The sequence below is a fragment of the Rhizobium sp. 01N424 genome (assembly GCF_056399485.1).
Map to the genome: position 1 here is coordinate 23,823 of NZ_JBFTRK010000013.1, position 18,489 is coordinate 42,311.

18 protein-coding genes and 2 pseudogenes are annotated in these 18,489 nt (G+C 58.4%); 7 read left to right on the forward strand and 13 right to left on the reverse strand.

Translation table 11 applies throughout. The features are described from left to right. Positions 1–2 precede the first annotated feature (2 nt). Genes AC1DNK_RS25255 through AC1DNK_RS25265 form a run of 3 tightly spaced genes read right to left on the reverse strand, consistent with a single transcriptional unit; the run spans position 3 to position 2,872 of the window. A complete protein-coding gene (locus tag AC1DNK_RS25255) occupies positions 3–953 on the reverse strand; it encodes an amino acid ABC transporter permease (protein ID WP_477943877.1) in 951 nt (316 codons plus the stop codon). Further along, positions 950–1,849 carry an ABC transporter substrate-binding protein gene (locus tag AC1DNK_RS25260; protein ID WP_477943878.1) on the reverse strand — a complete coding sequence of 300 codons (900 nt, stop codon included), beginning with the start codon at positions 1,847–1,849 and terminating at the stop codon, positions 950–952. Before AC1DNK_RS25260 ends, AC1DNK_RS25255 begins: the two co-directional genes overlap by 4 nt. Before the next feature lie 33 nt (positions 1,850–1,882). Beyond that, positions 1,883–2,872, reverse strand: coding sequence for a substrate-binding domain-containing protein (locus AC1DNK_RS25265; protein WP_477943958.1), 990 nt, complete (start codon positions 2,870–2,872; stop codon positions 1,883–1,885). A 99-nt stretch (positions 2,873–2,971) separates the two neighbouring features. On the opposite strand from AC1DNK_RS25265, the gene AC1DNK_RS25270 reads away from it, so the two are divergent. Beyond that, complete coding sequence (locus AC1DNK_RS25270; RefSeq protein WP_477943879.1) at positions 2,972–4,300, forward strand: aminotransferase-like domain-containing protein; 1,329 nt, start codon at positions 2,972–2,974, stop codon at positions 4,298–4,300. A 214-nt stretch (positions 4,301–4,514) separates the two neighbouring features. Beyond that, positions 4,515–4,960: pseudogene (locus AC1DNK_RS25275) on the forward strand (SDR family NAD(P)-dependent oxidoreductase); the annotation flags it as partial. 190 nt (positions 4,961–5,150) lie between these two features. Here the strand turns inward: AC1DNK_RS25275 and AC1DNK_RS25280 are convergent. Continuing rightward, positions 5,151–6,122: an alpha/beta fold hydrolase gene (locus tag AC1DNK_RS25280; protein WP_477943880.1), complete on the reverse strand. Its 972-nt coding sequence runs from the start codon at positions 6,120–6,122 to the stop codon at positions 5,151–5,153. 31 nt (positions 6,123–6,153) lie between these two features. Next, positions 6,154–6,672, reverse strand: a complete 519-nt coding sequence (locus AC1DNK_RS25285; protein ID WP_477943881.1) for a Dps family protein — start codon at positions 6,670–6,672, stop codon at positions 6,154–6,156. A 373-nt stretch (positions 6,673–7,045) separates the two neighbouring features. Between AC1DNK_RS25285 and AC1DNK_RS25290 the strand changes: the two genes are divergently transcribed. From AC1DNK_RS25290 to AC1DNK_RS25310, 5 genes are all read left to right on the forward strand, one after another. Further along, positions 7,046–8,620 carry a PAS domain-containing sensor histidine kinase gene (locus AC1DNK_RS25290; protein ID WP_477943882.1) on the forward strand — a complete coding sequence of 525 codons (1,575 nt, stop codon included), beginning with the start codon at positions 7,046–7,048 and terminating at the stop codon, positions 8,618–8,620. After that, a complete protein-coding gene (locus tag AC1DNK_RS25295; protein ID WP_477943883.1) occupies positions 8,613–9,254 on the forward strand; it encodes a response regulator transcription factor in 642 nt (213 codons plus the stop codon). Before AC1DNK_RS25290 ends, AC1DNK_RS25295 begins: the two co-directional genes overlap by 8 nt. 89 nt (positions 9,255–9,343) lie before the next feature. Then, complete coding sequence (locus AC1DNK_RS25300) at positions 9,344–9,715, forward strand: response regulator transcription factor (RefSeq protein ID WP_477943884.1); 372 nt, start codon at positions 9,344–9,346, stop codon at positions 9,713–9,715. A gap of 32 nt (positions 9,716–9,747) precedes the next feature. Then, positions 9,748–10,053, forward strand: coding sequence for a UBP-type zinc finger domain-containing protein (locus tag AC1DNK_RS25305; protein ID WP_477943959.1), 306 nt, complete (start codon positions 9,748–9,750; stop codon positions 10,051–10,053). A gap of 53 nt (positions 10,054–10,106) precedes the next feature. Continuing rightward, a complete protein-coding gene (locus tag AC1DNK_RS25310; protein WP_477943960.1) occupies positions 10,107–11,780 on the forward strand; it encodes an FAD-dependent oxidoreductase in 1,674 nt (557 codons plus the stop codon). A 92-nt stretch (positions 11,781–11,872) separates the two neighbouring features. On the opposite strand, the pseudogene AC1DNK_RS25315 reads toward AC1DNK_RS25310, so the two are convergent. The 8 genes and pseudogenes from AC1DNK_RS25315 to AC1DNK_RS25350 form a co-directional block, all read right to left on the reverse strand. After that, positions 11,873–12,260 (reverse strand): annotated as a pseudogene (locus AC1DNK_RS25315) (MFS transporter); the annotation flags it as partial. Then, the gene (locus AC1DNK_RS25320; RefSeq protein WP_477943885.1) at positions 12,257–12,853 is read right to left on the reverse strand and encodes a helix-turn-helix domain-containing protein; all 597 of its coding nucleotides are present in this window, start codon (positions 12,851–12,853) and stop codon (positions 12,257–12,259) included. The gene AC1DNK_RS25320 and the pseudogene AC1DNK_RS25315, both read right to left, overlap by 4 nt. A gap of 277 nt (positions 12,854–13,130) precedes the next feature. After that, complete coding sequence (locus AC1DNK_RS25325) at positions 13,131–14,645, reverse strand: MFS transporter (protein WP_477943886.1); 1,515 nt, start codon at positions 14,643–14,645, stop codon at positions 13,131–13,133. A gap of 177 nt (positions 14,646–14,822) precedes the next feature. Beyond that, on the reverse strand, positions 14,823–15,581 hold the full coding sequence (locus AC1DNK_RS25330) for a hydrolase (RefSeq protein ID WP_477943887.1): 759 nt from the start codon (positions 15,579–15,581) through the stop codon (positions 14,823–14,825). A 16-nt stretch (positions 15,582–15,597) separates the two neighbouring features. Next, positions 15,598–16,008 carry a hypothetical protein gene (locus AC1DNK_RS25335; protein ID WP_477943888.1) on the reverse strand — a complete coding sequence of 137 codons (411 nt, stop codon included), beginning with the start codon at positions 16,006–16,008 and terminating at the stop codon, positions 15,598–15,600. 254 nt (positions 16,009–16,262) lie between these two features. Next, a complete protein-coding gene (locus AC1DNK_RS25340) occupies positions 16,263–16,943 on the reverse strand; it encodes a YoaK family protein (RefSeq protein ID WP_477943889.1) in 681 nt (226 codons plus the stop codon). Between the two features lie 190 nt (positions 16,944–17,133). Further along, complete coding sequence (locus AC1DNK_RS25345; protein ID WP_477943961.1) at positions 17,134–17,979, reverse strand: glyoxalase; 846 nt, start codon at positions 17,977–17,979, stop codon at positions 17,134–17,136. Between the two features lie 62 nt (positions 17,980–18,041). Further along, the gene (locus AC1DNK_RS25350; protein ID WP_477943890.1) at positions 18,042–18,479 is read right to left on the reverse strand and encodes a DoxX family protein; all 438 of its coding nucleotides are present in this window, start codon (positions 18,477–18,479) and stop codon (positions 18,042–18,044) included. Positions 18,480–18,489: the final 10 nt, after the last annotated feature.

The following is an 18,489-nucleotide window of genomic DNA, read 5'->3' on the forward strand; positions in this document are numbered from 1 at the left end:
GTTCAATGGTTTGCCTCCTGTGCGATTGGGGTCAACGGGCCGGCATTCGAAGTAACATCGGCAGCTGCATTCCCTGAGCGGCGATCTCCGCGACCGTAATACCGTTCGATGTAACCCTGCCCGATATTGAGCACCGAGGTGATCAGCAGGTACCAGATGACGGCCACCAGAAGCATCGGGATAACTTCGAACGTTGCATTGTAGATCGACTGCACCGAGTAGAGGAGATCCGCCATTGCGATGACGCTGACAAGCGATGTGGCCTTGATCATGCTGATCAGCTGGTTTCCTGTCGGCGGAACGATTGAGCGCATGGCTTGGGGTATGACGATCCGCCAAAGCGTGCGGCCCCGCGTCATGCCGAAGGCTTCGGCTGTTTCAGCCTGGCCGCGATCGACCGAAAGCAGGCCGCCACGAATGATCTCCGCCATGTAGGCTGCCTCATTGAGCGCGAGGCCAACGATGGCGGCCGTCATCGGCGTGATGACTGAGTTAGTGTCCCAGCTTGCAAAAGTTGGGCCGAACGGGATGCCGATGGAGAGGGTCGGAAACAACGTCGAGAGATTGTACCAGAAGATCAGTTGGACCAGGAGCGGTGTGCCGCGGAAGAACCAGATAAACAGGCCGGCCAGCGTGAAGGCCAACTTGTCCGACGAGAGGCGCGCGATGGCGAGCAGCAGGCCGAGCACGACGCCAATGACCATAGCGACGATGGTCAGGCCGAGGCTGACATACAGCCCGCTGACGACCGTCGGATCGAAGAAATATTGGTAGACGACGGGCCAGCCGAAATTCTCATTATGAGCGACGACCCAAGCAAAGTTTGCGGCGATCGCCAGGGTGATCGTCCAGAGGATGAGCCGGTCGGTGCGGAACGGGCGATGCGCGGTCGCAACATCACGTGCGTCCACCGCACCCGACCGGGTGGGGTCCATGCGGAGCGTAGCACTCATTTTGGCAGTGCTCCGCCGAGATTGATGCCTGGCTCTTTCAGCATGTTGTTCTCAAGGCCCCACTTCTTCATGATCGCGGCATAGGCGCCGTTGTCCATGAGTTCCTTGACGCCGTCGCGAAGGATCTCGGCGAGCGGAGATCCCTTCGGCACGACCGCGCCCTGGTAGAGCGCTTCGAAGCCGTTCTTTTGCCCGACCGCCGTCAGTTCAAGTTGCCCGTTCGCCTGGGAAACGAAATAGGTCAGCGGTGCCTGCGACGAGAAGAAAGCGTCCGATCGCTTTGACCGCACAGCCAGGATCGAACTCGGCTGGTCGGTGAAAGACTGAATTTCCACGGGCGGTTTCCCGTCCGTTTTGCACTTTTCCTGCTGCGCCTGGATGACGCGTTCGGCCGAGCCGCCCGCCATGACAGCAATGCGATGGCCGCAGGCTGTGTCGAGCGAGGTGATTCCCTTCGGATTGCCCTTCTGGACCGCGAAAACAACGTATTCCTGAACCCAGTCCACGAAATCATTGGATTCTTCGCGGCTCTTGAAGTCGCCGACAGGGCCGAAGGCGAACTCGTAGCGGCCCGAATTGACGCCCGTAAGCAGAGCGGGAAGTCCGCCGACGGTTGCGTGCTCAATCTTCACGCCAAGGATTTCACCAAGCGCATCGGTCAGATCGGCGCTTGCGCCTGTCATCTCGGTGCCTTTGACTATTTCATAGGGCGGGAAAGAGCCATTGTTGACGGATATCATCTTTCCGGCGGCCCGGATATCCTCGGGAAGGCGCGCATGCAGCGCCTTATCGACGGTGAGTTTCGGCATGACCGCGTCCTGCGCAAGTGCGGTTCCTGATAGAAAGACGCTAGCGAGGACAAACGTGGTGATGGATTTCGACGACAGTGATGGCATTGGCAGTTCCCCTTTATTGGTTTTTATGGATCTTCAAGACGCTTGGGCTGGCCGCTCCAGCGAAGCGACGTTTGCTTCCCCTGGAAACAACTGCTCCGGAGACAGGCGAACCGGCAGGATGCCTTGAGCATGCAGTTCTTCGCCAAAGCCGGATATCATTGCGCGATTGGCTTCGAGCCCACTTCTGTTCCAGTCGGAGGGCAGATCCCGAGCGGTCTTCAGGATCTCGTCGAACATCCAAGGCGTCGTCTCGGCATACTTACGACGCTTAGCGGACCAGACCCGCTGCGATTCATCGATCAGGTCGCTCACTTCCTGGGCAAGCCAGGGATGCGCTGCAGCAATCTCGGTCTTGATGCCAATCAGATGCATGCCCGGGATAAAGCCGACTTCGTTGAAGTAGCGCTGCTCGGCGCTTCTGAAATCGGCAAGCACCTGCCGGAACGGCGACCCCGCCTCGAAGAACCCATCAGGCATGAACGGCGTAAACACTGCATCCAGCGCGCCTTCCCGGAGGAGCTCCATCATGGGCCGCTCGCCCTGGCACGCCTCGATGCGGCCAGGGCGGCCGAACCCGTCGAGCCGATCGGTGACTGGATGCGTCTCGGTCAGGCGACCGGCAAACCAGTAGGCATCCTCCACACCAACGCCTTCCCGACGAAGGGCTGCACGCGTCCATGTATTGCCGGAATCGCGCCATCCGGTGACCCCGATACGTTTGCCGGCGAGATGATGAAGTTCGCTGATGTCGCTCGCCTTGGTGGTAATTATGCAGCGATGACGGAAACCCCGCATAATGAAGTTGGGAATTCCAACCACCGATGTATCGCCATCGCTGACGAGCTGGGCGTATCGACTAAAAGACATTTCCGATGCATCGTGATCAGCGTCACCACCGATGTGGGACGCAAGCGTACCAACACGATCGATCTCAACGGCGACGCGCGGTGACGAAACCTCTCCGAGAACCAGCGGCGTCATGTAATCCCAGTCACGAAGGGCAAGGCGCAAGCGTATGGACATGCAACACTCTCTCAGCATTTTTGACTTGCCCAAACGTAAATGTTCACATTTAGTCGCGCAAATGATATTACGTTATTGAACATTTAAATTGGCGGAAAAATGAGCAAGTTATACAACAGCGACTGGTTTGCTGAAAGATTGAGCGATCGAACAATCCGTGGTTTAGCTTTGGAAACCAGTGCCTTGATCCGTGCCGGCGCCTTGCCGGTCGGTGCCAAACTGCCGACGATCCGAGATCTCGCCTTTCGGCTGAATGTCAGCCCAGGGACGCTGTCGGCGGCCTGGAGCGACCTCCGGCGGCAAAAGATTCTCACCGGTCGGGGCAGGAACGGCACCTTCGTGAGTGGCGACCGGTTCATCGCCAAGCCCTCGCGACTGGCGAGTTCCGGACGCTATGGAAGCGACGTGCTCGATCTGACCCTGGCCGCGCCGGATACGCGCCTTTTGCCGCCGCTCGCGCAGGCGATGGCCTATGGTGCTTCGGCCGAAGGACTGAACAGCTATGAGCGAAGCCGCATATTGCCGGAATTAGAATCTGCCGCACGCGAGACGTGGCCATACCAGGCCGAGGCGTTTCTGGCGACCAATGGAGGCTATAATGCCGTCTACACCCTCTTGCATGCGCTTGTCATGCCGGGCGCGGCGGTAGCTATTGAAAATCCGACGGCAATGCGGCTGCTCGACATTCTCGAGGATTGCGGAGCAAGGATCGTTCCTGTCGCGTGTGATGCCCAGGGTCCAATGCCCTCCTCACTCCAGGAAGCAATGGCGTACAAGCCCGTGGCGTTCCTGTTCCAACCGCGTCTACATTCCGTGACAGGACACACGGTCAGTGGCCAGCGCCTCACCGAACTTGCCGACATTCTTGTAGCAACCGATACGCTGATCATCGAGGATGACGGAGTAGCTGAAATTTCCGCTGCAGCACGCCATTCGATGGGGGAGAGGTTTCCCGAGCGCGTGATTCATGTCCTGTCGTACTCGAAGACATTCGGTCCTGACCTGCGCCTTGCCGTCCTCTCAAGTTCCGCGGCAATCGTTGATCAGATCCAGTCCTACCGCAGCTTCAGCGCCGGCTGGACGAGCCGCATCCTGCAGGGTGCTGCGGCGTGGCTGCTGCGTGACCAGGAGACTGGTAACCGCGTTGCCGAGGCGCGCGAAATCTACCAGCAGCGTAGGGATGCTCTGACAATGGCGCTGAAGGATCGCGATGTACCAGTGGCAGAGGGTGCCGGTCTGTGCGCATGGGTGCCTGTTGCGTCTGCCCCATTTGCGATGGTGACGCTCGCAGCCAGGGGCATTGCTGTTCATCCCGGTGCAAAGTTCTCGGTTTCCCCCAACAACCACATCCGCGTGGGGACGGCAACGCTCACGGATCGTTGTGAGGAGGTTGCCGACGGGATCGCGCTAGCCTGTTCGGAGCCATGACCAGCAACACCGTTTGCGAGCAAGATGTGAATGCGGGTTTCGCTCCAATATACCACGCGCGATCCCACGCCTTGAGCAGATTCGAACGCAGGGACCTGCAGTTATTGGTCGCGGCGTCGGCTAAAAACCTCTGCGGAATTAGCTTTTCTCGCCAGTACGCCTGTCAGCTCAAGCACGGTGGCGTTCCAATGTGATCTTTCAGCGCTAGCGTGAATCCCTTGGCGTGATGGCCATGTGCCAGGCTGTCATCCTGCAGATGCGCGAGCGCCAGAGCGGAACCATCATCAATGTCACGGAGAGCGTCACTTTGGGGTAATTCCCACCTCGCGGCAGCTTATACCGCCACCAAACAGGCTATTGAGGGCTTCTCGGCTTCGCTTGCGCATGAGCCCGGTTATTTCGGGGTCGGCGTGAAGTTGGTCGAAGCGGGTTGCGCCAACCACCCGGTTCGGGGCGAATGCCATCTTTCCTGTCTCGCAACTCCTTCCCGGCGGCTATGCAGACTTCGCATAGCCAATTCTTGACGCCTTCGCGATCCCGGCCCTGACCACCACGGAAAGCGATGTTACAGAAGCAATCTGGCAGTCCGTCCACGATACCGAAAACCAGCTCCGCTTCCCTGCCGGAGCGGACGCTGTCGCGCTTGCTCGGCCGCGCTGAGGGAGATGCTGGCAAGGGCGGCAGTTGCTGGATTCGCCACGCTTTCTGCTGCCCTCCATGCCTCCCGCCCATAACAGATCTAAACCAATTCTTCTGTGCCGAGACAGAGTTGTTCCCCGCCAAGGCCTGCAGAGATAAGTGAGCGAGGCGGCCTGATACCGCCAAGCTCGTACTTGGTGTCCAAAAGCCACTAAGCCTCAATGAACGCCAACAGGTCGAGGTTGATTACGTCGGCATGGGTTGTCAGCATCCCGTGCGGGAAGCCCTTGTAGATTTTCAGAGTGCTGTTCTTGAGCAGCTTGGCCTGAAGCTCCACGGCGTCCTTGTACGGTACGATCTGATCGTCATCGCCTTGCGTAACCAGCATCGGCACAGTTATGGCCTTGAGGTCTTCGGTCTGATCGGTCTCCGAGAAGGCCTTGATGCCGTCGTAATGCGCCTTGGCGCCGCCCATCATGCCTTGGCGCCACCAATTGTTGATCACGCCTTGCGAGACCTTCGCGCCTTCGCGGTTGAAGCCGTAGAATGGGCCTGAGGCGACGTCGAGGAAGAACTGCGCACGGTTGGCAGCGAGAGCACTCCGGAAACCATCGAACACTTCGATAGGCGTACCATCGGGGTTCGCCGCAGTCTTGACCATCAGAGGCGGAACGGCGCTGACGAGAACAGCCTTGGCGACACGTCCCTGCGGCTGACCATACTTGGCAACATAGCGAGCAACCTCGCCACCACCGGTCGAGTGGCCGATGTGAACGGCATTGCGCAGATCAAGATGTTCGGCAACAGCCGCCGCATCGGCGGCGTAGTGGTCCATATCGTGACCTTCGCTGACCTGGGATGAGCGGCCGTGGCCACGGCGGTCATGGGCGACAACGCGGTAGCCCTTGCTGACAAAGAAAAGCATCTGGGCGTCCCAATCGTCGGACGAGAGCGGCCAGCCATGGTGGAACACGATCGGCTGGGCGTCTTTAGGACCCCAATCCTTGAAGAAGATTTCAACGCCGTCCTTGGTGGTCACGAAACTGGTGGTCATTGGTTCAATTCCTTGTGGTTTACGGGAGATTTGCTTGCTAGAAGCGAGGGTCGGCATGGCCAAAGCCAGAGACATCGTGGTACCGGTCAGCAGAACCTGTCGGCGCGACATGGAAAACTCATTGGTCATCGGAGTGCTCTTTCGAATTGACAGCCAAGGGCTACTCGGCGCCGCGAGTGCTTTCGAACAGGAACCAGGCGCGTCGCTCAGCCTCGTCAACCCAGTTCTCAATCAGGCTAGCGGTTGCGATGTCCCCATGTTCGTCGCAGAGATTGTGGGTCTGCTTCATCAACGAAACCAGCGTCAGGTTGTCGTCGCGCAGTTCGGCCAACATGTCGGCAGGGGTGACGAAGTCAGCATCGTTGTCGAGCAGGCGTGTCGTCTTGGAGATATGACCGATCGAACGGATGGTTGTGCCGCCGATCTTGCGAGCCCGCTCTGCAATGTCGTCCGTCATCGCAAAGATCTGCTCGCCCTGCTCATCGAGCATCAGGTGGTAGTCGCGAAAATGTGGTCCACTCATGTGCCAGTGGAAATTCTTGGTCTTGAGGTAAAGCACGAAGACATCGGCCAGAAGTGCTGTCAGTGCACCAGCGATATCGGCGGTCGCGTTCGTACCAAGCGTTGTCGGGGTCGAGAGCGGCGACTTGCGGTGTTTTTCAGCGAGCGTGCGGTCCATGATGGTCTCCATTGGGGTTGTGCAAGTTGATGGAAACTTTTTAGACGAGGCAGCCACCCCGCAATATCCAATGCTTGGCTAGTCGAACCCACACCTTGGTATAGTTTCGCATCTCTCTCACTGAAGTTAGGTTTCCGAGGTCTTCGGCCCTCCCGAGAAGACGTGCTGGGCCTCATGCCCTGGAAGGTTGGTGCCCCCTCTCCCGAACCTTCGGATTCGCAATCCGATAAGGCCATCCCAGCTACTCTGGGGTGGCCTTTTCTTTATTGCACCTATGAGATTGAGTTTGCAGCGGAATAGTCGATTTTGGATTTGCGTTTTCCAGGCTAGGATGGCTTGATGGCTCGATTGGCATCCATCTGGAAAATTGACATTGCGCTTATCTGGTCTTGTGAACCCGAAACAACGGTTGTCACCTTATGAGAAAGGGGTCGTCTCTTTCGCTTTTGTGCTTGCGGCCACACTTTTTTATCTCGACACCTTCACGGAAATCCAAAGCGCGCTTGCCACACTCTACGTGATCACGCTGCTTTTGTCGGCGGAAACGCTGACGGAAAAAGGCACCCTGCTCTTGGCCGGCGTCTGCATTGGCCTTTCGGCGCTCTCCTATGTCGCAAGCCATGGACTGCACGGCGACCTTGCCGCAGCGCTTCGCCTAACAGTTGCCATTGCCGCCATGGTCATTACCGCCCTGTTGATCATTCGAAACCATCGCGCGCGACTTGCTTTGATAAAATTCAATGCCGACTTGCAGAGCAGCGAGGAACGTTATCGAACGATCTTCGAGCAGAGCCGCGTTGCCCTCTGGGAGCGCGACTATTCTCAGGTGCGGGAACTGTTGATGAAGCTTCGTGAGAATGGCGTATCCGACCTCCGGGCCCACGCCCGGGAAAATACGGGCTTCATCGCGGATTGCATCGCTCGCATCCCAACCGTCGCTGCCAACGCTGCCGCACTCGAACTCCTTGGCCACGTCGATGCGGGGGATATCAGTGCGATGCGCCGCTATATCGCGCAGGATGACGCAACGTTTCTTGAACTGATGGTGGCGATATTCAATCGACAGAGCTCGTTCGAAGGAAAAGGCTCCATCATCACCAGCGACGGCACAACCAGGATGGTTTTGCTGACGGTCGGGTTTCCGGAAGACATCGCCAACTTCAACCGAGTCATCGTTGGCATGTTCGATATCACCGAGCGCGAGATGGCGCAAAAGGCACTGTTCGAAGCACAGGCCGAACTCGCACTTGCGTCGCGAGCAGCAACGGTCGGCGCGCTCTCGGCATCACTTGCACACGAACTCAATCAGCCGCTCGGCGCGCTTGTCGTCAATGCGCAGACCTTGCAACGCTGGCTCGATCGCGACCCGCCAGATCTGGCGGCTGTATCCCGCTCTGCCGAGCGCATCGTGCGCGACAGCCAGCGGGCCAGCGACATCATCCAGAGCACCCGATCGATGTTGAGCGAGCGCGCACCGGTCCTTGAACCGGTATCACTGGCCGATCTCGTCAGCGAGACCCATAGTTTGATGGAGAGCGAGCTCTCCAAAAACCGGATTGTATTTGAAACCATTGAAATGCCTGGGATAAACAAAGTCCGCGCGGTCCGAATCGAATTGCAACAGGTGTTGATCAACCTGTTCACCAATGCTTTACAGGCCATGTCAGCGACGCCGGAAGAGCTTCGACGGATATCGGTGACGATAGAGCCGGCTGAGAACCAGAGTGTCAGTGTCATGGTCCATGACAGCGGCCCAGGTCTCAACGCCGAAATCCTCAAAAACCTGTTCAAACCGTTTTGCACCACCAAGGCAACTGGCCTCGGCATGGGTCTTGCTATCTGCCGCAGCATGCTGGAAGCGCGCGGCGGCACACTGACCGCCGGCAATCACGCAGAAGGCGGCGCGCTGTTCGAAATGATTGTACCGATGGAGGCTATCCATGAATGATGCGAGAAAGTCCGCCAAAGCGCAGAGCGGTGACACGCCGGTGGTCTACGTCGTGGATGATGATCCTTCGATCCGCGAGGCTCTGGTCGATCTCTTCCGCTCCGTCCGAACGGAGGCACGGGCATTTGAAAGCGCGCAGGACCTACTGGACAACGCCGATCTTAAGCGACCGGGCTGCATCCTGCTCGACGTGAGGCTGCCCGGCGCCAATGGTCTCGACTTCCAGCTTCATCTGGAAAAGCTTGGCAACCAGATGCCGATCATTTTCATGACCGGCCATGGCGATATACCGATGACCGTGCGGGCGATGAAGGCAGGTGCTGTCGATTTTCTGGCCAAACCGTTTCGGGATCAGGATATTCTCGATGCAGTGTCCGTGGCTTTCCAGAAGGACCGTGACATCCGTCAGCAATCGGCGACCAATGGTGCCGTTGCCGAGTTGGCTGGGACGCTGACGCGCCGCGAGCACGAGGTCATGGCAGCTGTCGTGCAGGGGCTGATGAACAAGCAGATTGCTTTCAACCTTGGCATCAGCGAGATCACGGTCAAGCTGCATCGTGGCAATGTCATGCGGAAGATGGACGCACGCTCGGTCGCCGATTTGGTGCGCAAGGCAGAACTGCTCGGGCTATAAGCCAAAACCTACACCCATGTATGATACAAGGCGTCCTTGAGAAGGCGCATATAGCGGGCATTGAGCGAAACACGGTAAGGCCCGAACAATTGTCCAGAATACCAGTCATAGCCATCGTCGACGACGACCAATCGATCCGCGAAGCCCTTGACGATCTCGTTCTCTCCTGTGGATACGAGAGCCGCCTGTTCACGTCGGCGGAAGAGTTTCTCGCAGACCCTGATCCGTCTTCAATTGACTGCATGCTTGTGGACGTCAAAATGCCCGGCCTCACGGGCATCGAACTCCAGAGCGCGCTGAACGAACAGCAGTCACCCAGGCCGCCGATGATCTTCATGACGTCCTATCGCGACGCCAAGACGAGGACGGCGGCCATGAACGGTGGCGCGTTTGCCTTTCTCGGCAAGCCTGTCAATTTTGGCCAGTTGGTGCAGTGTCTGGAACAGGCGCTGAAGCAGTAAAAATATTGAACGTCACCAAGGAGCAAGATTCCATGTCGCACGGCTGCTCACACACATCGACGATCCGCACGGTTCGGCCCATGACGCTGGGCTGCGAGGAATGCCTGGAAACGGGCCAGGCGTGGTTTCATCTGAGAGTCTGCCGCGAGTGTGGCCATGTCGGCTGCTGCGACCAATCTCCCGGTCGCCACGCCACCGCGCACTACCACGCCACGCGGCACCCGATCATCGAGGGTTACGATCCGCCGGAAGGATGGGGCTGGTGCTTTGCCGACGAGGTTATGGTGGACCTGCCCGACCAAACGCCACAGCGTGGTCCAATCCCCCGATATTACTGAATGGAGACACCAATCCGCATCCGCCAAACGACATTATAATCCAGGGAGAATTCATGGCCGATCTCAGCAGCCGCCAGCACCAGATGTTCCCTGTATTGAGCCCGCGCCAGGTCGAGACGGCCAAACGTTTTGCCAGTGGCGAACCGCGGCAATTTGAACCTGGGGAATTCATCTACAAGGTCGGCGATCACGCAGCGCCTGCCTGGCTGGTGCTGGAAGGCTCCATGGATGTCTTTCGCCACGAAGGCCTGTCGCATGAGGCGCCTATTACCACCCATGGTGTCGGCCAGTTGTCGGGCGAGGTCAATCAACTTTCGGGCCGCCCGACACTGGCGGGTGCACGGGCCGGCTCCGACGGCTGCACTGCCGTTGCGTTCGATGCACCCCATCTTCGCGCTCTGGTGATCGGCTCGGCGGATGTCGGCGAGATCATCATGCGCGCCTTCATTCTGCGCCGCGTTGCTCTGATCGATGCTGGCGCTGGTTCTGTTCTCGTCGGGGCTGCCGGCAATGCCCCACTATCACGACTGCAAGGGTTTCTCGCCCGCAGTGCCTTTCCCTATATCGTGCTCGATTCTGCCAGCGAAGGCGAAGGCCGTGATTTGATCGAACGCTTGGGCATCCTCCCATCCGAACTGCCGCTGATGGTTTGCCCCAATGGAACTGTGCTGAAGAATCCGACCGATGCGCAAGCCGCAGCCTGCCTGGGCATGACCCCTGAACTCACGCCGGGCAAACTCTATGACGTTGCCGTCGTTGGCGCCGGACCGGCAGGCCTTGCTACCGCCGTGTACGCTGCCTCGGAAGGGCTTGACGTCATTGTCATAGACGAACGCTCGGTGGGAGGACAGGCAGGCGCATCATCGCGGATTGAAAACTATCTCGGCTTTCCGACCGGCATATCCGGCCAGGCGTTGGCCGGACGTGCCTACAACCAGGCTCTGAGATTCGGTGCGGAAATGGTTCTGCCCGTCGCGGTCGATAGTCTGGTCGCGCCCGAGGGCGACGCCGGTGTGTTGACATTGGAGCTCGCAGGTGGAAACGCCGTGACGTCGCGCACGGTCGTCATTGCTTCCGGGGCGCACTACCGGCGGCCGAATATCGCCCATATCGAACGCCTCGAAGGCAACGGTGTTTCCTACTGGGCCTCGCCGATCGAGGCAAAACTATGCGCCGGCGAAGAGATCGCCTTGGTAGGCGGTGGCAATTCGGCCGGCCAGGCCATCGCTTTTCTCGCACCTCAGGTCAAGACATTGCATCTCGTCGTCCGGCGCGCGCTCGAAGAGACGATGTCGCAATATCTGATCGACCGCATCAGGGCTTTCCCCAATGTCGAACTGCACATGCACTGTGAAGTGAACGCGATCGAAGGCAATCCCGCAGGCGGCTTGGAAACCGCCACCCTGCGCAACCGACTGGATGGCAGCGAACGACAGCTGTCACTTCATCACCTTTTCCTGTTCATCGGAGCCGATCCCAATGCAGGTTGGATCAGCGACCGCGTCCATACCGATGAGAAAGGCTTTATCGTTACCGGTCAATCGTTCGACGCGCTTTGCAGTTTTTCCCGCAAGCCACTGCCGCTGGAAACCAGCCTTCCAAATGTCTTCGCCATCGGCGATGTCAGGGCTGGATCAACCAAGCGGGTGGCCGCCGCAGTTGGGGAAGGTGCTGCCGTGGTCTCTCAAATTCACCAGGCGCTGAGCCTGATGAAGATTGCGCACTGAAGAATTCGGACTTCTCATAATCAAACGACCTGCTGGAAGATCCCAGCGGGTCATTTGTCATTCTCTAACTAATAAAGATCGGTTGTCGGTCAGAGCTGGCCAAGCCACCGGATCGCCTGATGGTATCGTAGCGTCGATGTGGGCCGGTGTTGTGGCAGCACCGCAAACATGAGACCGGCAGCAACCAGGGCCAGCGCCACGCCGATCCAGAACATTTCCCGCCAGCCGGCACTGTTCGCCGACGAAGCAAGACAGGGTGCGGCTGAACAAGATGCCCGACAGCACGCCGGCCATGACCGTCCCGATTGTTGCGCCACGCTTTTCGGGTGCTGCCAGCGATGCCGCGAAGGGCACGATCCGCTGTGCGACCGTCGAGCAGGCTCCAACAATGACCGAGGCTAAGACCAGCATCCACGCCGACAGCGCCAACGCTGCAAGTGTCAGTGCTGCCGCCAGCACCACGAACTGGCCGATATTCATCTCTGATGAGCAGCATATTCGAGACCTGCATGAACGCGCTCGCGCGCCATCTGAAGTGCATAGCGACGCCAGGCACTCGGGGTCGTGCCGGTTTTATTTCGGAAAATGCGCGAAAGATGCGCTTGATCTGCTAGACCGCAATCCAGGGCAATTTCGCACAGAGGAGCATTGCCTTCCAACATCAATTTCTTGGCATGCTCCACCCGGCAGTGGATGAGGTGGTTGTGGGGAGAAACTCCGTAAGTGGCCTTGAAGGCTGCGGAGAAATAGCTGGTGCTCAAATTACAAAGGTTGGCAAGGTCCTCGATCAGCATCGATTGCGAAATGTTGCCCTCTATGAATGCATCCAGTCGCTTTACCTGCCATGCTGCGAGCCCGCCGCTAAAGATGTCACTGCGCTCGCTCTGGACCGCCCGGGGACGAAGAAGACTGGAAGCCCGTCTGATCAGTTCCAACGCGTTGGTTTCATCCTGTTCCACGCAGGTCACAGCGCGCAGAAGCAACGCTGAGACCTCGCCAGACATTCCACCCTCGTTTGATCCAAACGCGAACAGAGCTTCCGAGCGGCCAACAAAAACGGTGTTCATGTTCATCGTGATCTCCATGTGGTTGCGAGCATTCCGCTTGCCTTAAAAGAGATCATTTTGGCCGACGGCTAAACCATACGGTCATAGAGTTGGGGATAGCCGTGGGGTTAGCGTAACTAAACTAAAGTGTAGTTGCGCACCCCGTCCGTCCGCTTTTGGATACCTTGGAGATCTCCGCTCTATTTCCTTTCGTGGACACGGGCGAGAGCGCCCGCGTTTTCAGCGGTCTCATGTTGTTTCGAAAGGGCCTGAAAGGAAATCAGACCTTGATTTGGAAGGTCGACTAAGTGCCGGTCTCCGGTTCAGGATCGGCAAGGTTTATCGGGGGTATTGAAACGGCCAGCAGCATCGCTACCGATGTACAGAGTGCTATAGCGGCGAACACCCATCGGAATGCGTACAAAACCGCATCCATATGCGCAGTTTGCTGGGCAGTAGCGGTCACATTTTCCATTGTTGCCTGGACTGTTGCGGCGGAACCTGGAGCATAGTGTTCGATAGCAGCGAGCAAAATAGCAGAGGTCACAGCCGTGCCGATGACCCCGCCGACAGATCGTGAAAATGTTAGTGTCGCGGTGGTCACTCCCAGCCGGCTTTTTCCACCGGCCCATTGTGCAAGCGTCTGGGCAGCGGGCATCGTCGTGCCAAGCCCAAGCCCGAAAAGGATGGACGATGCGGCAATCGCCACAGGGCCATAGCTTAGGGTGGCGGCGAGCGAGACGAAACCCAAACTGGCGACAGCAAGTCCCCAGATGAGCGGATTGCGCGGTCGTCCGGTCGTTGACATGTGGATACCGGCCCACGTTGAGATACCGGCCTGCGCCAGGGTAAGAGGGATAAGGAGCAGTCCTGACGTTGATGGACTGATCCCATAGGCGAGTTCCAGCAGGAGCGGAACCTGAACCAGCCCGGCAAACAAGGCCGCTGCAAACAGGAGGACGCAGAGTGCGGCACGCCATACGACCGGTTGCTCCAGCAGATCGGGAGAGAGCAAGGGCGTAGAAACATGCCGCTCCACCGGCAGGACAAAAGCAAGACCCAGGCAGCCCGCGAGAAGTAAAAGGATGACACGCACGGATGCCCAGCCGAGGGCGGGGCCGAATCCGAGCGCCAGCAGAAGTGCGACCGTAGAGGCAGCGAACAAGGTCGTGCCCGGGACGTCGAAAGAAAACCGGCCCTCCGACGGATCGGATTTCACTCTCAGGGCAGCAACAGCTGCAATCAGACCCAAGGGAAGATTGATCCAGAAAATCCAGCGCCAGCCAACGTGCTCCGAGAGGAGACCTCCCAGAAGTGGCCCCAGCGTGCTGCTGAGGGCAAAGATGGCTCCGAACCATCCCTGAAAGCGCCCGCGATCACGCGGACTGACGGACTGGCCAATCAGCGCCTGCGACAAGGTCATGAGACCGCCGCCGCCGAGCCCCTGCAAAGCCCGAGCTGCTATGAGGGTGTCAAATCCTGTGGCCAGCGCACAGGCAATCGAGCCGCAGATAAACAGAACCAGAGCGCCAAGCAGGGCTGTTTTGCGGCCGATGGAATCGCCAACGCGACCATAGATCGGCGCCGCAACCGTCGCCGCCAGCAGGTAAGCGGTGATGACCCATGCAATATTGCTGAAATTTCCCAATTGACTTGCGATGACAGGCAGCGCGGTAGCGACAATCGTCTGATCGAGTGAACCCAGAAACATAGAGGGGGCCACAGCAACAAAGATGCCGATGAACTGCGTCGTTGTGATCTGCGAAGTCGAGCTCGCCTGCGATGGGATTGATTGCAATGGCACGTTGTCCGTTGGCACGGGAACCTCTCCAAAAGGCGCGGCAAGCGAGCCCATTTGGCAACCGCCAGCGCGATGTAGTGAACGGGTAGATGTCACGAGGCTCGTAAAGGGTTTGGTGGTGACGCGGTATCGGGGGCGCTGGTCGGCAGGGAAAGCCCAAGCCCCCGCTCCCGCTCATTCCCAAGGCCCTCACCATCACACCGGTTTGATCATATCTCGGGCGTAGTCAAGGCCGACGCCGTAGCCGCCGCCATGGTCCACGACAATGCTGCGGGCAACCTCGTACGTTTCGTGTCGGGTCCAGTCGCGCTGCATTTCGAGCAGGAACTGAAGCCAGGATGTCATGACGGCACCTGCCTGCTCCATCCGGCGCAATGCCGCCTCGTGGCTAACTGGCGTCAAGCCGCCGCAAGCATCGGCCACGACGAAAACCTTATACCCTTCATTCAGCGCCGAAAGCACCGGGAAGCTGACGCAGGCTTCCGTGAGCAGCCCGGCAAACACCAGCGTCTTGCGTCCGGTAGCGGTGATCGCAGCCAATGCGGCCTCATCTTCCCAGAGGTTCATATTGCGACGCTCGATGGGAACGATATCCGGCAGGACAGCGCGCAGCGGTGGCATCAACGGCCCGCTGTAGACCTTCGATGCCGAGGTGCTGACGACGGTCGGAATGCCGAAGGCGACTGCCGTGCGGGCAAGCGCTATCGCATTGCTGCGCAGGGCCTGCCGGTCTGCCGAGCCCGTGGCGAACGCAAGGCCGGCCTGTTCATCGACGAGAACGATGGCACAGTCCGAAGGAGCCAGGAGAGGAATAGACGGCATAGGGATGTCTCCAATAATGATCTTCGTAATGGATCCCCACCAACGCAGGGGTGGTGGAAAACTTTGACGATAGCGATAAGGGGCAAATAACCGGCGTGAACCATTGTGTCCCTCGCCGAGGGTTTCTTGCATTGTTCAGGCCTCTGGATCAGGGGAGCGTCTCTTTGTTTCCAGACCGGCTGACGGTGATCGTGCCATCCGGCGCTGTCAAAATTTCAACCCGCCTTTGCCCTTGGGCGTCGATCAAAACGACGCCCGACCCGCCGGCATTGTTCAGAAACAGATAGCTTGACGCACCGCCCGGTCGGTCAAATTTGACATGCGCACCTTTGTCATCGATCTCAAGGGAGGCCGTTGGCGCGGTCGCGTCCGTATTGGCGAGTTTGATGGCTGGGCGATCAGCGTCATCGAGAGACAATGCAAGGCCTTGTTGACCGTCGCGACGCAGGAATATGATCGCCGGTTTGCCAGACTTCCCTGACAACACGATCAGTGGATGACCGCTATTGTCGACGATCTGAATCTCTTCCGTGATGATTTTCGGTGGCATGGCGTCCATGGGATTTCTCCGATCGCTTGATGTTAACGTTTCCGATTGCCCGTACTGATCGCAGCGAGAAGCACCGGCCGCCGCTCGGCGACAGCTGCATCCTATGGGTGTGAGATGCACATCGGTTGAGGCAACGATAAGCTAGCGCCTTGGCTGCTACGGCTCTTGAACAAACAAACGGGGCTTAGACAATGCGCTTCCATTCGCGCGAAAACGGCGCGTTCGCCGTCTGCGGAGCGCATGCACGAGAGGCAGCGAACTGTTCAATCGCCCTCTGGCGTCGCGACCTTCGCGATGAAAGCCAACGCCGAAACAAACACAGGGACCGCAAAGCACCAGACCGGCGACAGCACGAAGGCACCGGCCGCCAAGGCACATCCTGATGCAAAGGCAACGACGCTGAAAATCATGCGCTTGAGCCGCACCTTGGCAGCAGTCACATCGTCGACAGGGAGCCTGGAGATCAGGTCGGCAAGATCGAGCATGATCTGGGTGGTCGTTCCGGTCATTAAGGTCGATGGTGGCGATTTGGTCAGATGCACACGGTGCAACGCGTTCTGGATCGCCATAGCTGCGATCATCGTCATCCCGATCGCCAGACTTGCACCACTATTGGCGTCGCGAAAAGGACCATAAGAAACGGCAAGAACCGCGACGACGAGCAAGAGAACCAGCTTTACCAGCAGAAGCGGGCGCAGTACCGCCAGCCCGTTATTCTTGAGCAATGTACAGCCCACCCTGGTGAGCAGAACAATCACGCAAAACATCGGCAACGCGAGTAACTTCGCCAGAGTGCCGCCCGAACCCGTCGCGACCGTGGCGCCGAGCGTCACGAAATTGCCCGTTACATGGGCCGTGAATAGTCCGCCGAGGGCAAGAAAGCCGATTGTATCGACATAACCGCCATTAAAACTGAGGAGGAGAGGGAGTGGCAGAAACCTCATGACTGGTCCTTTCAAGGGCCGCTGGTTTGAACGAATCTATGATGGAAACACGGATTGCCTGCCGCACGTTTATTGATGGTCGCGCGACAGTCCTGTCTCAGCATTGGCGTCCGCAACAATTGGTATGAAGGGTCGTAACCATGGAGATACGAACCCTTCGCGCCATTGAATGGATGTCTGATTTGTCTCGTCAGTTGGCAAGCGAGGTGTGCACCTCGGCGACGTATCCGCCCGGGAACTCAACCATTGCGGCCTGCCGTCCACCCGCCTCGTAGGGTTCGATGAGGATCCGGGCACCATTTTCCTTCGCCTTCACGAGTGTGGCTTGGAGGTCCGGGACCGCATAGCCCGTCGTGTCATGCCCATACGGATATGGCAGGTGTCCGTCGGTGACGAGCACGGTCATCTCACCATAAACCGACGTGATGCGAATGCGGCGATAGGTATCGTCCGGCCTGCCGATTTCGAGACCGGGAGCCTTGCGGTCGTCGGACACCACCTTGCCTTTCGAGAAGCGGGTAAAGGCCGTGACGAAAGAGGAAGCAGCATCTGGTGACAGGTAAATCCGGTTTTCGGGCACGGCCGACAATGCGGGATAGTTTGGCGTCTTGGTGTGCCAGTAAAGCTGCATATTCACGCCGCCCGGCCATTGAATGACAGCATCGCGACCAATCGGATCGGGGAACGGTTCAACGAGAACGATAGCGCCCGCTGCACGAGCCGCCTTCACTGCGGCATCCATATCCGTTACGAGATAGCCAGTGCGTTCGAGGCCGAAGGGATAGGGAACGGGGGTCGTGAACCCGAACAGGGACACCGTGCCAGCCGGTGTTTGAAGCAGCTGCGATGATGTGCTGCTAGGCGTTGGCGTTACGTTGACAACCACCTGCTTTGTGCTGGTTCCGCCAAATGTCGCAAGGAAACTCTTGGCGAAATCGTCGACGGCAGCCGGGTCCACGTAGACATGTGTCGTGTCGTATTGCGGCGCCACGCCGACCTGCGGATGTTTGTCGCGTGCAGACGCAACGCCAGGCATGATGGGCAAAAGCGCGAGCGCTGCAACGATGCTGACTGTTCTTAGAAAGCGAAATGTCATGGTCAGAGTCCTTCTCTGTCAGGATGGGAAAGAAGATTTCCGGAGGCCACCAATACGAACGCGCAGGCAAGACCTACGTGCTCGAAAAATCCGTTCATCGTCATGGAGCGTGCCATGCCGGGCGGCATCTCCCAGAAGCGCAAGGCAAGAAGGGTTGCGAGCATTGTAAAGCCGGACAAGGCAAGCGCTGCCATCCAGCGATAAAGCCCGGTCACTACCAACGCCGGCATCGTCAATTCGAACACGATGACGACGATGGCAAACAGGGGTGCGGACGGCAGACCGAAATGGTTCATTTCATCGAGCGCGGTTTGAAAATCAAAAATCTTGATCAGCGCGCCCTGAATATTGGCCGAGCACAGACCCAGCAGCGCAAAAGTCTGAATTGTTCGGGATGCGGCAACAGGCTGTAACGCGGATGCCATGTTCTTTCCGATCATTGTCAACATC

Bases quoted from the DNA above. Each gene is read 5' to 3' on its own strand.
- AC1DNK_RS25255 (WP_477943877.1), bottom strand. From the start codon at position 953: ATGAGTGCTACGCTCCGCATGGACCCCACCCGGTCGGGTGCGGTGGAC.
- AC1DNK_RS25260 (WP_477943878.1), bottom strand. From the start codon at position 1,849: ATGCCATCACTGTCGTCGAAATCCATCACCACGTTTGTCCTCGCTAGC.
- AC1DNK_RS25265 (WP_477943958.1), bottom strand. From the start codon at position 2,872: ATGTCCATACGCTTGCGCCTTGCCCTTCGTGACTGGGATTACATGACG.
- AC1DNK_RS25270 (WP_477943879.1), top strand. From the start codon at position 2,972: ATGAGCAAGTTATACAACAGCGACTGGTTTGCTGAAAGATTGAGCGAT.
- AC1DNK_RS25280 (WP_477943880.1), bottom strand. From the start codon at position 6,122: ATGACCAATGAGTTTTCCATGTCGCGCCGACAGGTTCTGCTGACCGGT.
- AC1DNK_RS25285 (WP_477943881.1), bottom strand. From the start codon at position 6,672: ATGGACCGCACGCTCGCTGAAAAACACCGCAAGTCGCCGCTCTCGACC.
- AC1DNK_RS25295 (WP_477943883.1), top strand. From the start codon at position 8,613: ATGAATGATGCGAGAAAGTCCGCCAAAGCGCAGAGCGGTGACACGCCG.
- AC1DNK_RS25305 (WP_477943959.1), top strand. From the start codon at position 9,748: ATGTCGCACGGCTGCTCACACACATCGACGATCCGCACGGTTCGGCCC.
- AC1DNK_RS25310 (WP_477943960.1), top strand. From the start codon at position 10,107: ATGGCCGATCTCAGCAGCCGCCAGCACCAGATGTTCCCTGTATTGAGC.
- AC1DNK_RS25320 (WP_477943885.1), bottom strand. From the start codon at position 12,853: ATGAACATGAACACCGTTTTTGTTGGCCGCTCGGAAGCTCTGTTCGCG.
- AC1DNK_RS25330 (WP_477943887.1), bottom strand. From the start codon at position 15,581: ATGCAAGAAACCCTCGGCGAGGGACACAATGGTTCACGCCGGTTATTT.
- AC1DNK_RS25335 (WP_477943888.1), bottom strand. From the start codon at position 16,008: ATGGACGCCATGCCACCGAAAATCATCACGGAAGAGATTCAGATCGTC.
- AC1DNK_RS25340 (WP_477943889.1), bottom strand. From the start codon at position 16,943: ATGAGGTTTCTGCCACTCCCTCTCCTCCTCAGTTTTAATGGCGGTTAT.
- AC1DNK_RS25345 (WP_477943961.1), bottom strand. From the start codon at position 17,979: ATGCCTGGCGTTGCGTCTGCACGCGACAAACATCCGCAGGTCGGCGTG.
- AC1DNK_RS25350 (WP_477943890.1), bottom strand. From the start codon at position 18,479: ATGATCGGAAAGAACATGGCATCCGCGTTACAGCCTGTTGCCGCATCC.